Source organism: Aphanizomenon sp. UHCC 0183 (genome assembly GCF_009712065.1).
GTDB classification, from domain to species: domain Bacteria; phylum Cyanobacteriota; class Cyanobacteriia; order Cyanobacteriales; family Nostocaceae; genus Dolichospermum; species Dolichospermum heterosporum.
In genome coordinates, this window is record NZ_VILC01000036.1 from 1 (window position 1) to 14,458 (window position 14,458).

Below are 14,458 nucleotides of genomic sequence, written 5' to 3' on the forward strand. Positions count from 1 at the left end.
CTATAAACCGTTTTCAGTATAATGCTCGAAATTGGTAAAATTTATCTAATTAGTCTATTTTGCCACCGGGTAATGGCTCGCAAATATGCGATAATGGGAATCTGATAAACTTCAATAAAAATCCAAATAATAATTCCTAAGTGTGACAAAAAAGTTAGCATTGTCCAAACAAATGGAATCCATGACAGGGGAACATGAGAATGAGGAGGAAAATAATATGCTGTCACCCCTATTAAGGTAGTTGGTAAAAGAATAAAAGCAATTGCAGATAAACCATAACCCCAACCTAATTCCACAGTTCCTAATCGTGCTTGCGTCCACCTCAATCCATTCCAACTCCAAACTAAAGGCGGTTCTCTAGAAGGCATTTTAATTTGTTGTAATTCTAAATTAACTGTAAAAATCTCATTGCAGAAATCACAACACATAGCTTCCATCATCAACATTTGCGAAATTTTACCCACGCGACATACTGGACATGGGTAATTTTCTTGAAAGTTTAAAGATGTTGATAAAATTGGAGATTTTGCCATAATTAAACTACTCCTTTTTTAATATCAGTGATAAGATCCCCGACTTCTGACATTAATTTATAATTTGCGGACATAATAAATAAAAGAAGTTGGGGATCTTCTGATAATTTTTTTAATAAAACAACCTAGTTTATTAATAAAACCAGGTTGAATTTGATATGATGACAATATTGAGAATGTAATTAGTCTAGAAAACCCATCAAAAGCTCGGAGTCATCGAAGGTGTTCGGTGCTATTGGCCGATTTCCGAAAACGGAATAGTTGTCAGCAACTACCAAGGTGCTAGAAGCAATGGGACGAATACCAGACAAGTTAATACTGTCAACTACTTGAAATGTGTTTGCACCTATGGGACGAATTCCCATGGAGTTGAAGGTATCAACTACTTGTAAAGTGCCAGTGGTAATGGGACGCATTCCAGCCACTATGATTGTTCCCTGAGAACTTTCTTCAGTATTACTGATATTATCCTGATTATTTTCTGTCATTTTTATTTCTCCTTTGTATGAGATGACACTTGTTCAAACTGAATCTTTGTTTGTTAAGTGAATTTTACAATAATTAAGGAAAGAAGTATTTTTTTCCTATATATTTAGAGTCTAACCCTAAACCAGCATATATCACAGGTTGAATCTGAGATTGATAGATTTTTTTGTGCGGTTAGAATCTTGATTATATCAGCTAATGTACATTTATTTTGGTACAAAGAGGTTATCTCAAGTTATAAAATTATTTTATCTTTTTTATACTAAACACGGGTGAGATTTAAACTTTTACTAGATGACAAAGAACCCAGATGTGTAGGGGTTTAGCAGTGCTGATATGTGTCAACTTAACGTAAAACCCATAGCCCGCCTGGGAATGAATTCCCAGTCTAATAGCAAAAGTCATCTGAAGATGACTAAGAATTGTCTAAATCCTCAGTTTACTTTAGTAAACTTTGGCTATTAGCCCTGAAATGAATTTCAGGGCGGGTGTGGCAGCAAACAGATAAGCCATTTCTAACTTAAGTTGACACCAATGAAGCTCTTGCTTTACCCCTACGTTTAGAATCAAACAATCCAGCCGTTTTGAGTGGTCTTGTTGAACCAAGAATCCCCGTGTCTTTAGAGGATGTTTTAAAAGTGGTATCCCATAATTTTCATCACATTTTTACCCCCCTTTCCCCTTGTCAAGGGGGGAAACAAGAAAAATCTGGTTTCCTCCCCTTCACAAGGGCAGGGTTAGAGGATGTTTGAAAAGTGGTATTCCGTAATTTTCATCACATTGCTACCCCCCTTAGTCCCCCCTTGTAAAGGGGGGAAACAATAAAAATCCAGTTCCCTCCCCTTTACAAGGGGAGGGTTAGGGTGGGGTAAAAAATATTTGATACATCAACCATAACTTTTCAAACACCCTCTTAGGGAGGGGTAAAACATTTGATACGGCAATCATGACTTTTCAAACACCCTCTTAGACTGGGGAGTGTCAAACATCCCATTAAAGAATTAAGTAACTCTGCCATTTGGATTGAGGATCTTGATGGGTTTTTTCTGGTATTAATAACCGCCAACTTTTACCTTCTTTTTGAATTTGTAGATAAACTTCAAAGGGTTTTTCAAGTTGTTTAAAACTGCGTTTTGGTAGTTTTACGGTAAAGTCGTAATTTCCCTGTACCCGATAAGCTGGTAAGTTTTCAATGGTGAGGGGTTGTTGTTGAGTAATAGATATGCGCTGAATATTAAATTGTTGGAAGTTTAAATCTAGCTGTTGGTTAAGTTGCTGTTGGGTTTGTTCCAGTTGCAGGGCGATCGCCTTTTGCACTAATTCCGGTGTTGGAGATAAGGCAATAGTAGTACAAGCTGTAAGGAAAACTATGAAAATTGTTGTAAAAATTAACTTAATCATCTTTAATTTCTTTTTAATGGCTTTGAATATATCCTCATTAACCACCATTCACTGGAGGAATTAAAACCACCTCATCACCATTTTGGAGAATAGTATCTGGTTCAACAAATTGTAAATTCACGCCGAAACGGGTTATTTCTCGCCATTTGCTTAATTTTGGGTGTTCAGCAATTAGGCGATCGCACACCGCTTGCACAGGTGTACCATAGGGAAACTCCCACACTAACTCATTCACCCCATAAACTTCTTGATAAATAGCAAATAACTTTACAGTCACAGTAATTACAGTATTAGACATACAATTTTTTGATAACCTGATTTACTTATTGGGAATTATAGTAAATTTACCATTCTTAATTTGCACTAGTACAGCCTGACCTTGACGCTCTCTTTCTTCTGTAAACCGAAGTGGATAACCTGATGTTTCCCTGGTAGAAAGATTAACATTTTTCAACCTGTCTAATACTGTAGTTCTTGACGAACTCCCAGCTAGAGATTTAATAAAAGCCTGAGTAGCATCATAGCTAGTTGCAGTTGTCCAACTAATATCTCCCGTCCACTGTTTTTTTGCTCTTTTAGCGAAGGTTTTGGCTTCTGGTTGCTCTTCAAACCAGGGAACTGCGATTATTAAACCCTCTACATTTTTACCATTTTCACCACCTTTCTCTAAAGTTGTTTTTTTATAAAGACTCTCTCCACCTAACATCTTTAATTCTGGTATTTCCACTTTTTGGGTCTTGAGTTGCTGATTTCTATTGGTAATCTCCTTAGCAATGTTAATAGCAATATGAGCAATTTGTATATTTGGCAATAGTATGGCTGCTTGTGCTTTATTAATATCTACACTTTCAGCTACTTCTTTCTTTGCATCAAATGAACTAGCAGTTATATCAACGTTACGAACTACCTTACCTCCTAGTTTCTCAAAATGACGGGTAAATAGCTCTCTGATACTATCACTATAAATACTCTGAGGATTTATAAACACAACTACTCTTTTCACTTTCAGTTCATTAAAAGCATATTCAGCCAGTGCTTTTCCCGCAGCTTCATCGGAATAAACAACTCTAAAAAAAACTGGATTTTGGAATAACAAAATGGAGGTGCTGGTAGGAGATATAACTGCTAATCCGGCTTTTTTATACTCTGGTAATGCTGCCTTAGTAGCATCACTAGAATTATGTCCTATTACTCCTAATATTGAAGTATCATTAATGAGTTTTTGAGCTATTTGTTGAGATTGTTTTGGATCGTCGTTATCATTGGCAATAACTATTTCTAGTAATTTACCTGTCAGACCGTTGTTTCTATTAAATTGATCCTGTGCTTGAGCTACTCCACGTAATACCCCTTCAGCACTTCGTACAACTACCGCTAATGTAAGAGGAGAACCTGCTTTACGCGCTAGAGCATTGTTATAATAAATTACTACTTCTGGGTCATTTTTATTTGCTTGTATGGCTTGTTTAAATAAATTAGCTGCTTGTTCATAATCGCCTTTTTGGAAAGCCTGAATACCTTGATCACGAAATGTATTAGTAATGGTAGGAAATAAAGTGTGATCGCCTCTACTAATTCTACTATCTGCTACACAAAAAACTCCAAAGTCCAGTTTTTCACCTGCTAGACATGGATTTGTTGATTTAACTGTTGAGTTAACTAATAGAATACTAGAAATAATTAATGATAAGGTAGTAGCTATTGTCGGTAAAATAATCAGCTTTGGATTTGGTGGAGTAACTACTGAAAAAGACTTTTGAAGGTTACTTAATATATTTATATTTAATGACCTATTTTCTGATAATTTTGTTGGTGATTTGATTATTTCATATTTAACTTGATTTGCATCTTCAAAAAATGAAACATTATTTTTATCACTAACTTCTCTTAGATATAATTTTAGATTACTTTGATTTTTTTTTTGATCAAGGTTCAATTTATCCAATTCAAAATAAATTTCTTCTTTTAATGGATGATGTTGTATGATCCAACGACGCACTAATTCTATTTTAATTTTCTCTCCTGTTGCATCCAAAAAACCATTATTTTTGAGAAGTTGTTCTGTTTCTATAATTAATTTATTATCTAGCTCATTTGTTAATCTTGCTATTAGTGCTAAATAATTTTCTGAAGTTTCTTGAGATTCTGCAATTGCTGAAAAAACAATTTTTTCTGCAATAGAAAATCCATCCCAAAACCAAGCTAACCCAGCTCCTGCTAATTCAACTACCTTATTTATAATAGCTTCTACGTCTTCTCGATTAACTCTCCAATTATCATTTTCTCGCGCTTTACCAAAAATACTAAAACATATTGCCTGAATAAGATAAGGATGTCCTGCTGATAGATTAAAAATTTCTTTTATTGCACCTTCTTCATATTCAAGGATATTTTCGGCTGGTTTAATAATCAAATCTTTGGTACTGTTCTCATCTAATAGCCCAATTTCTATTGCAGGTACATCTTTAAAAATTTGTTTTGTTTTGGGATTATTTATTGATTTTTGTTCTATAAATAAAATGAAAAATAGTTTATTATTAGTGCTGATTATTTTAGTAAGAGATTTATTAAAATGTCTTAATAATTCTGGATGATCATTATTTAATAATGCGTCAAATTCATCAAGTAAAAATACTATATTTTTATTTTCTATTAATTGATACACCTGGGGCAAAAATTCATTTAAAAAAACTTGAGAATCAGATTCCAAGTCTGTAATTACAGGTAATTTTATATTCTCTTTATCTAAACACAGGTCACTAACCACTTGTTGCGCTAAATCTGCTAAAATCTTGCTTAGTGGTTCTTGAGAGTAATAGTCTAAACTAAACTTAACAAAAACAAACTCTTTCAAATCCTGCAATTTTCGAGGGATATTTCTCAGGACAGATGACTTACCAATACGTCTTTGTCCATAGCATACGATGATTTGTTGCTGCTGTTGAAGATGACTGGTAATAGAGGAAAACACATCCCCCCGTCCAAACAAAAGTTGTTGGTCAATAGGACGGCCAACAATATAAGGATTTCTTTGATGTTTGGGAAAAGTAATCATCCTTTCACAATACCTCTGCAAGACTACTACGATAACACATCTCAAGTATTAATTTCATCAGTGAAACCTCTTATTTAATTTCTACAAACTTACCATCTTTAATTTGCACAAGAATAGATTCACCTTGACGTTCTCTTTCTTTTGTAAACTCAAGTAGATAGCCTGATGTTTCCGTACTATCTAGCTTAACTTTTTTTAATCCTTCTAGTACTGTAGTCCGTGATGGATTGTTAGATAAAGTTTTAATAAAAGCCTGAGTTGCATCATAGCTGGTCGCAGTCCGCCAACTAATAGCTCCTCCCCATATTTTATCTGATGCTTGGGCAAAAGATTTAGCTTGTAATGTTTCTCTAAACCAGGGTATGACAATTATTAAACCCTCCAAATCCCTACCACCTCTAGCTAAAGTTTCATTACTATAAAGAGTATCTCCACTTAGCATTTTTAATTGTCGTATTGGCGGATTTTGAGGACTATTTCTGAGTCTCTTGTTCCTAGAGGTAATCTCTTGAGCAATGTTAATGGCAATACCAGTGCTTTGTGTATCTGGGAATAAAAGCACTACTTCTGCTTCATCACTATATACGCTTTTAGCAACTTCTTTCTCAGCATCAAATGAACTAGCAGTTAAATCAATCATCGGTTTACGAACTACCTCACCCCCTAATTTTTCAAATTGATTTGTGAATATCTCTCTGATACTATTGCTATAGGGGCTGTTAGGATTAGCAAAAATTACTGCCTTTTTTAATTGCAAATTCTTATAAGCATATTCAGCGAGTTTTCTACCTCCACTTGCATCAGAATAAACCGCTCTGAAGAAAACTGGGTTACTGAGTAAAACGCTAGTGCTAGTTGGTGAAATAATTGGTAATCCTGCTTTTGCGTATTCTTCCAATGCAACTTGAGTAGCATCACTAGAATTATGTCCAATTATTCCTAGTATTGAAGTATCTTTCACTAATTCTTTGGCTACTTGTTTAGCTTGATCCTTGTTACTATCATTAGCAATGACTATTTCTAGTAACCTACCATTAAGGCCTTTATTTTTACTAAATTGATCTTGTGCTTGCGCTACACCACGTAAAATTTCTTGAGCATCACTTAGATTTGTTCCTATTGGTACAACTACTGCTAAGGTAAAATGAGAACCTTGTTGACGAGCTAGGGCATTGTTATAATAAATTACTACTTCGGGGTCATTTCTGTTTGCTTGTATAGCTTGTTTAAATAAATTAGCTGCTTGTTCATAATCGCGTTTTTGGAAAGCCTGAATGCCCTGATCACGGAATCTATTAGTGGTGGTAGAAAATAAGGTTCTTTCTCCTCTACTAATTCTACTATTATCTGCTACACAAAAAACTCCAAATTCTTTCTTTTCCCCTGCTGGACAAGTTCTGAAACCTGGAGAAATACCTAAACTCACAACTGCAATTACGATGCCAGTTAACCCCCACTTCAGCCAATTTATATTTGCTATAGGAGTTTTCTTTGTAGGTTTAGAATTTTCTCCTTGAGTTTTCTTATTGGTGTTTGTCTTGAGGACATGAATTTCTTCTTGTCTTTGTTGGGCAAAGTCGCTGTCAGGATCAATTTTCAAAATCAACTCACATTGTTGTATTGCCTCAGTCCATTTTCTATTAACTATCAACTTATGTATATACTTTTCTCTTGTTTTCAAAAGTCCGTTTTTGCTACGTTCTTTATCAATATTGTAAGCTCTTGTGTAAACTTCTATAGCTTGCTCAAAATTTTCATTTTTTGAATATTGTTCAGCTATGTTCAATAAAGGCTCTAAAACAATATCTTGTTGATGATTAATAGAATAAAATAAATAAGCTCGGTTATACAGTTCACAGGCTTTATCAAGGGCTTGAATATTTAAATCTTGAATCTTTAAATATTCTGCGGCTAAAGATGTTACAGTTTCAAAGTTATTAGGATTAAGGTGTAACGCTTGTTCATAAAGATGTAATGCTCTGTCATGCTGATTTTTTGCTACTGACTTAAGATTATTAACATCAGTTTGATTAGTGCTTTCTACATTCGTAATTTCTTGTTCTAACGGATATTCTTTGCATAACAACCGACGAACTAATCCCATTTTAATTTGACATTTTGTATCATCTAAAAATTCATATTCAACTAATTGTTCGTGTGCTTTTGTCAAATATTTTGTTGGCTCTATGCCATATCTTTCTAATAGGGTTAGTGGTTGTTCAGGAATAGATTCATTTTGTGCAATAGCTCTCTTTTGAGCTTCTGCTACTGCCGAAAGAATAATTTGCTGTTCAGGAGTCAGTCCAAACCAGAAGTCTAAAGCACCTGTAGCCATTTCAAGTGCTTTATTTACATTATTTTCAACATCTTGATCAGTTATATTTAAAGAATCAGGTCTTGGGTTATTGGTATGGCGTTGTCCTGCTAGACCATAAAGAGCAAAGCAAATAACTTGAATAAAATAAGGATGTCCTGCGGATAAATCGAAAATAGCTTCTATTGCTTCTGGTTGATATTTTAAAGCTACTGTATCAGATTGAGTAATTATTTTTTTAGTATTTTCTATATCTAAAAAACCAATTCTATGATATGGTGCTTCATGCAATAAAGAAATCAAGTTTGGTAATCTCGATATATGCCTACCTACAACTGGAATAATAAATAGTCTTTCATGTAGTTCTCGTAATTGGATAATATGCCTTGCATTTGATTCACTTAAAACATCAAATTCGTCGCAGAGAAAAACCAATTTTCTACTACCTAAGCGATCATAAATAGTTGGCAAAAATTGACTGGAGAAAACATTAGTGTCAGATATTATATCGTCTGCTAGACTATCTAAAAATTTTTCATGTATTAACAGATCCCCTAAAATTTTTTTTGCCATCCCGTGTAAAATATTTTCGAGATGTGAATTTTCTTCAGCTTGAAAATCAAAACTAATAAAAGTAAATTTATCTTTAATAGCTTCTGCAATATTTTGAGGAATAAATTTCAGTATTGAAGTCTTACCAACTCGTCGTTGTCCGTAAAATAAAATTAGTTGCACATTGTGTTGCAGACTATCATTAATCAGACTTAATATATCTTCGCGTCCAAAAAGTTTTTTAGGATCTCTAATTGGAATACCTACTATATAAGGATTTGGTGGGAAATGGAAACTAGTCATATTTCATGTTCTCACAACTTATAAATTTAATTTCACATCAATCATCTTTCATAAACTTAGTAGAGAAGTTCCATAAAACCTCCCTACTCAAAAGTTTATTTAGGAAATACTGGCACTACTTTTGCAATCCAATCTAAGACAGACTTTACATTCTCTGGATGATTTCCCAACCAAGTAACTACTTCTTTAACCTTCCCTACTTGTCCATGACTGATCAGATTGAGAAATTCTTTTTCTCTATCTTTAATTAAAGTATTTGATGTCTTCAAAATTTCCTCTGTCACCCATTTTTTCATTAGTGATGAGGTGAAAGAGTAAAACGTTCCTGTGTCCGTAGAACTAGAAGTAATTACACCCCTATCTTCTAATGTACTCAACCAGCGTCTATGTTGGGTAAGAATACGTCCTATACCACTCAAATTAAATTTAATCTCCTCTATATGACCTTCCATATCTAACAAGGCTATTAGCATTAATAAGGCTTGGTCTATTTCACTACATCTGTCCCAAATGGTTTGAAAAATTTGTTGCGTATCTCTTTCAAAACCCCTAGCAAATGTCTTAATATTAGGCGTATTACCGGGTTGTATCTGTCCCCATAGCAAGAAACCAGCAGTTTGTACTAAAGTCGGATGTCCACCTGTAATATTGATAATTTCGCCCCGTAACGTTGGTGGTCTAATTATTGTCAATAGTTCAACCAACTCGCTCGTGGTAAATAGTTTCAGAGATTGAAATAAGTAGTGATTGTACCAGGGAGAAGCATTAGGATTAGGTTTAGGACCACAATCAGGTTGACTCAGGGGTTGAAGTGAGGTAACAATCATGGATAGATATTGACTTTCTGGTACGGCAACAGCCAAGTTACGACATTGGGCTAAAAATGTTCCCATTTCCGCTTCTGTGTATTGATCATTGCTTACTAAAGCTGCATCTAAATCATCTACCAACAATAATAAAAATTTACCTTTGTTCCCTAATCTACCCAGTGCTTGGCGTAAACTATCATTTGTAACTGTTTTTTCCAGTAAGGGTTTAATTTCCGCTTGTAATTGCGGTTCGCTGTCCAATTGATCACACAGCAGAGTTAAGACCTCGCGCCAAAAACCAGCAGGAGTGAAGGGAATGATGTTTTCGCAGCTAAGTAAAACAATGACAACCTCGGATGGATCTATACCATGTTCTCGCAATGCTTGTTCAGAAGCAAGTTTCCGTAAAAATGAGGTTTTACCCATTCCCGGTCCACCCCAAAGGGCAAAATGACTACGGGCACAGATTTGGTCAAAAGCAAAGTTAATTTCTGATGTGCGTCCCACAAAATGTTCTGGAGCAACAGGTTTACCTGGAAAAAAGGGATTGGCCATGGTGAATTTTAATAGTTCGATAAATTAAGATTTTTGCAACAATATAATATCAGTAGTGTACTTGTTTTATCTATTAGAAGCAATATGCAATCTGAATTTAATTTCTTTCAGCACTGGTATCCAGTCATACCTATAGAAGATTTAGAACCACAAAAACCAAAATCCATTACATTATTAGGAAAAAGATTAGTAATTTGGAAACCTACAAAATCAGAAACCTATCGAGTATTTTTGGATCAATGTCCCCACCGTCTCGCACCATTAAGCGAAGGTAGAATAGAAACTAAAACAGGTAATTTAATGTGTAGTTATCATGGTTGGGAATTTAATGAAAATGGTATTTGTCAACGCATTCCCCAAGCAGAAAACCCAGAAATTATTGCCAAAAATAAAGACAATTTTTGTGTTATTTCCTTTCCTGTTCGTCAACAACAGGAACTACTTTGGGTGTGGCCAGATCAAAAAACAGCAGCAATAGCTGAAAATACACCTTTACCTTTATCACCCCAAATAGATGCAGAAAAAGGATTTGTGTGGTCGAATTATGTTCGAGATTTGGAATACGATTGGCAAACATTAATAGAAAATGTAGCAGATCCTAGTCATGTTCCTTTTTCTCATCATGGGGTTCAAGGTAATAGAGAAAAAGCTAGACCTATACCTCTTAATATAGTCAAATCAACCATTAATTTAATTGAAGTAAATATCGAAAGGGGTTTCCCCACAACTATTACATTTGAACCACCTTGTAGATTAGAATATACAATTGAGCTTGGTAATACTGGCAAAAAATTAGGTTTACTGGTTTATGCTATTCCTGTATCTCCTGGTAAATCGAGAATAGTTGCTCAATTTTCCCGCAATTTTGCTAAGACCTTACATCGCTTTATTCCTCGTTGGTGGAATCATATTCATGAAAGAAATCTAGTATTAGATGGGGATATGATGCTACTAAATCAGCAAGAGTATTTATTACAGAAGAAACAATTACATGAAAGTTGGAAAACTGCTTATAAATTACCGACAAATGCTGATAAATTAGTAATTGAATTTCGCAATTGGTTTGATAAATATTGTCAGGGTAAATTGCCTTGGCATGAGGTAGGAATTAATGTGAGTGAACCTACACCTATTAATGATAATCATGGGGAAATGTTGGATAGATATAAACAACATACCCAGCATTGTAGTAGTTGTCGAACCGCAGTTAAAAATCTAGAAAGGTTGCAAATAGGACTTTTAGTATATTTTGTAATTGTTATATCTGGGGTAGCTGTATTACCAGATCATTGGCGGTTACAGCTAGGTTTGCCACTGCTAATTACTGCACTTTTAGGTTTAGGTGCTTACAGTTGGTTGAAATTTTCGCTCATTCCTAAATTCTACTTTGTAGATTACATCCACGCAGAGAAATAAACAATTAAAAAATCAAGAATGAATCAATAATAAACTCTTACCAATCACCAATCACCCATTACCCATTACCCATTACCCATTACCCATTACCCATTACCCATTACCCATTACTAAAGCTTCAATTCCAAACGTTGAAAATCTTGCTGAATTTCAGACCATAAAGTTTTATTGTACGGGTCAGTTTTTAAGGCTTTTTTCAGATAAATTCTGGCTTTTGGGAGTTGTTTTTGCGTAATTAAGGCTCGTCCCCAGATTTGATAAGCGATCGCTAACCATTGACGCACTTCCGCATCCCCCGGTAAACGCGCCACTAAAGCCTCTGCTAGAGCGATCGCCTGGGGAAACCGTTTTTCCTGTAAAAACCGCTGTAATTGCTCATAAGTCTTCCACTTTAACCGCTGTTCAATCTCCTGCAAATTTTGTGGACGAGGTGTAACCATTGTTTTCGGTGCTGCTGGTTGAGTTTGCACTTCTGTCGCACTAGTCCTTGGGTTAATTTCCTCCGGCGGTAAAACCGTTTGGAGAAACTTATAAGCCTCAGTTACCGCAATAAACTTATCTTTTGCTTTGAGATCATCTGGGTTGATATCAGGATGATACTGCTGAACCAACCGGCGATAGGACGCTTTAACATCAGCAAAAGAAACTCCCGACCTTAAACCTAATATCCGGTAATAATCTTCAACATCCATGTTGCTTCGTTTGACTTCAATTCAAAATTCAAAACTAAAAATTCAAACCGATAAACTCAGACTTTTGAACCTTACAGCTTGAATTTTGAATCATTTTCCCCTATTTAAATACGTTCTTCAATCACACGATCAATTAAACCGTATTCCTTAGCTTCTTGAGCAGACATAAAAAAGTCACGATTCATGTCTTTCTCGATTTTCTCTAAAGATTGACCAGTATTATCAACATAAATTTGATTTAACTGGTGACGAAGCCGTAAAATCTCCCTAGCCTCAATGGCGATATCGCTTGCCTGGCCACGAGTTCCACCTGAAGGTTGATGAATCATAATTCGGGAGTGAGGCAAAGCCATCCGCTTCCCCTTTGTCCCCGCAGCCAACAGAAAAGATCCCATAGAAGCAGCTAAACCAACACAAATTGTCACCACCTCAGACTTAATGTGTTGCATAGTGTCGTAAATCGCCAATCCCGCAGTCACCGAACCACCGGGAGAATTGATATACAAATAAATTGGCTTAGTTTGATCATCGGAATCTAAATAGAGCAAATAAGCGACAATCGCATTAGCGATACCATCATCTACTTCCTCCGTCAAAAAAATAATGCGCTCCCGAAATAGACGATCTTCGAGATCGATCCATTGTTCATAGGTGCTACCTGGGAGACGATAAGGAACTTTGGGAATACCAATAGGCATAGGACAATTTTAGTGAAGACTATGAGAATAGAACTGGAGAATTTTCGTCAAAGTTGAGAAGCCAGAATCCAAAATAGAGAGCAAACTCAAATAGAGCTTGGCAAATTCTTGGTACTTTCTAGCACCCGATCAATTATTCCGTATTCCTTCGCTTCCTGGGGAGTCATATAGAAAATACGTTGACTATCTTTCGAGATTTTTTCGGCTGTCTGTCCCGTATTTTGGGAAAAAATATCAAAAATTATCTTTTCTTTCTGCAACACCTCTTCCGCATTCACTTGAATATCTGTTGCTTGACCCTGAGTAGCCACACTAGACTGAGTCAGAGCAATATTGGCATGAGGTAGACTGAATCTTTTTCCCTTCGCCCCAGATGATAGAATCAATGCTGCCATACCCACTGCTTGACCCAAGCAGATAGTAATAATTTCTGACTTGATGTACTGGATTGTGTCATAAACTGACAAACAAGCCCTAATTGACATCATTCCTAAAGTTTCATCCATACCAGCCAGCACAGGATCACCCAAAGAATTGATATAAAGGTAGATTGGCTTACTCTGATCCTCGGACTCCAGATACAGCATGGCAGATATCAGGGAATTAGCCAGAGTCGTAGTCAGTGGACGATTCAAGAAAAGAATCCGCTCCTGCGCCATCCGTTGATCAATACTGACCCACTGCCACTGGTTACCACCAGGAATGTTATAAGGAACTTTTAGTGATGAATCAACAGCCATAGGGATAATTAGAAGAAATTAGAGATGATGAGAACCAACTTAAGCAATCATTGGTAAAGGTTTCGGCAGATCCTTCATGCTTTCGAGAACGCGATCGATCAATCCGTATTCCTTGGCTTGTTGGGGAGTCAAATAAAACATCCGCTCAGTGTCCTTGGCAATCTTTTCAGGAGATTGTCCAGTGTTTTGAGAGAAAATATCCAAGATAGCCGTTTTGTTAGCTAAGACTTCCTTGGCATAAATTTGAATATCTGTTGCTTGACCTCTAGTCCCACTGCGAGGTTGATTCAGGACAATAGTGGCATGAGGTAAACTAGCTCGCTGACCCTTAGTTCCGGCAGATAGAATCAGTGCTGCTGTTCCCAATGCCTGACCAATGCAAATTGTATGTACGGGTGTTTTGATATAGTTAATAGTATCACAGATAGCAAAAGCTTCCGTTTCGTAGCCGATCGCATCTCCTGTATACCAAGATGTACCCGTTGAATTGATGTAAAAGAAGATTGGCTTGTCTGGATTGTCAAATTTCAGATAAAGCAACTGAGCAATAATTAGCTTGGTTACATCAACGCCCATTTGCCGTTTGTATTCATCTGCTGAAACTAAAGGCATTCCCAGATAGACAATTCGTTCTTTTAAAAGTAGAGAAGCTAAATCTGGTGGCGGTGTCCGGTAGGAACTGTCGCCGTAGTAAGAAGCTTGAACTGACTTGATGGGGGAATTTTCCATAGCAACTGATGATCTGAGATTATGCCGTTAATGTATTACATCCTAGCGCGATGCTCACCCAATTTAGGGTGCGGATTTCTCCCTGATAGTGAAAAAAGCTAGATTTTAGTGAGTCCCGCCAAAAAAAATACAGTCTATCCCAAAAAAGTCAGAAAGTAGGGGCGCAGGGCCTGCG

The 14,458-nt window shown here is 36.0% G+C and carries 12 protein-coding genes; 1 reads left to right on the top strand and 11 read right to left on the bottom strand.

Features of this window, described 5'->3' with window-relative positions; translation table 11 throughout:
- Window positions 1-41 precede the first annotated feature (41 nt).
- The 7 genes from FJR37_RS13835 to FJR37_RS13865 all read right to left on the bottom strand — a co-directional run bounded on the left by FJR37_RS13835 (window position 42) and on the right by FJR37_RS13865 (window position 10,008).
- Window positions 42-533 (bottom strand): hypothetical protein, encoded by a 492-nt coding sequence (locus FJR37_RS13835; protein WP_168466271.1) that lies wholly within the window; start codon window positions 531-533, stop codon window positions 42-44.
- 182 nt (window positions 534-715) lie between these two features.
- Complete coding sequence (locus FJR37_RS13840) at window positions 716-1,045, bottom strand: hypothetical protein (protein WP_235335128.1); 330 nt, start codon at window positions 1,043-1,045, stop codon at window positions 716-718.
- 967 nt (window positions 1,046-2,012) lie between these two features.
- Window positions 2,013-2,420, bottom strand: a complete 408-nt coding sequence (locus FJR37_RS13845; protein WP_168466272.1) for a hypothetical protein — start codon at window positions 2,418-2,420, stop codon at window positions 2,013-2,015.
- 37 nt (window positions 2,421-2,457) lie between these two features.
- Window positions 2,458-2,718 carry a MoaD/ThiS family protein gene (locus tag FJR37_RS13850; RefSeq protein WP_168466273.1) on the bottom strand — a complete coding sequence of 87 codons (261 nt, stop codon included), beginning with the start codon at window positions 2,716-2,718 and terminating at the stop codon, window positions 2,458-2,460.
- Between the two features lie 21 nt (window positions 2,719-2,739).
- Complete coding sequence (locus FJR37_RS13855) at window positions 2,740-5,475, bottom strand: ABC transporter substrate-binding protein (protein WP_168466274.1); 2,736 nt, start codon at window positions 5,473-5,475, stop codon at window positions 2,740-2,742.
- A 70-nt stretch (window positions 5,476-5,545) separates the two neighbouring features.
- Complete coding sequence (locus FJR37_RS13860; RefSeq protein WP_168466275.1) at window positions 5,546-8,644, bottom strand: ABC transporter substrate-binding protein; 3,099 nt, start codon at window positions 8,642-8,644, stop codon at window positions 5,546-5,548.
- A gap of 95 nt (window positions 8,645-8,739) precedes the next feature.
- Window positions 8,740-10,008, bottom strand: coding sequence for an AAA family ATPase (locus tag FJR37_RS13865; RefSeq protein ID WP_168466276.1), 1,269 nt, complete (start codon window positions 10,006-10,008; stop codon window positions 8,740-8,742).
- An 84-nt stretch (window positions 10,009-10,092) separates the two neighbouring features.
- Here FJR37_RS13865 and FJR37_RS13870 point away from each other — a divergent pair, with 84 nt between their 5' ends.
- Complete coding sequence (locus FJR37_RS13870) at window positions 10,093-11,424, top strand: Rieske 2Fe-2S domain-containing protein (protein ID WP_168466277.1); 1,332 nt, start codon at window positions 10,093-10,095, stop codon at window positions 11,422-11,424.
- 110 nt (window positions 11,425-11,534) lie between these two features.
- Here the strand turns inward: FJR37_RS13870 and FJR37_RS13875 are convergent, their stop codons facing one another.
- The 4 genes from FJR37_RS13875 to FJR37_RS13890 all read right to left on the bottom strand — a co-directional run bounded on the left by FJR37_RS13875 (window position 11,535) and on the right by FJR37_RS13890 (window position 14,283).
- Window positions 11,535-12,116, bottom strand: coding sequence for a J domain-containing protein (locus FJR37_RS13875; RefSeq protein WP_168466278.1), 582 nt, complete (start codon window positions 12,114-12,116; stop codon window positions 11,535-11,537).
- 104 nt (window positions 12,117-12,220) lie between these two features.
- Window positions 12,221-12,814 carry an ATP-dependent Clp protease proteolytic subunit gene (locus tag FJR37_RS13880; RefSeq protein ID WP_027400925.1) on the bottom strand — a complete coding sequence of 198 codons (594 nt, stop codon included), beginning with the start codon at window positions 12,812-12,814 and terminating at the stop codon, window positions 12,221-12,223.
- Between the two features lie 86 nt (window positions 12,815-12,900).
- Window positions 12,901-13,554, bottom strand: coding sequence for an ATP-dependent Clp protease proteolytic subunit (locus FJR37_RS13885; protein ID WP_039202027.1), 654 nt, complete (start codon window positions 13,552-13,554; stop codon window positions 12,901-12,903).
- A 39-nt stretch (window positions 13,555-13,593) separates the two neighbouring features.
- Complete coding sequence (locus FJR37_RS13890; RefSeq protein WP_039202028.1) at window positions 13,594-14,283, bottom strand: ATP-dependent Clp protease proteolytic subunit; 690 nt, start codon at window positions 14,281-14,283, stop codon at window positions 13,594-13,596.
- Window positions 14,284-14,458: the final 175 nt, after the last annotated feature.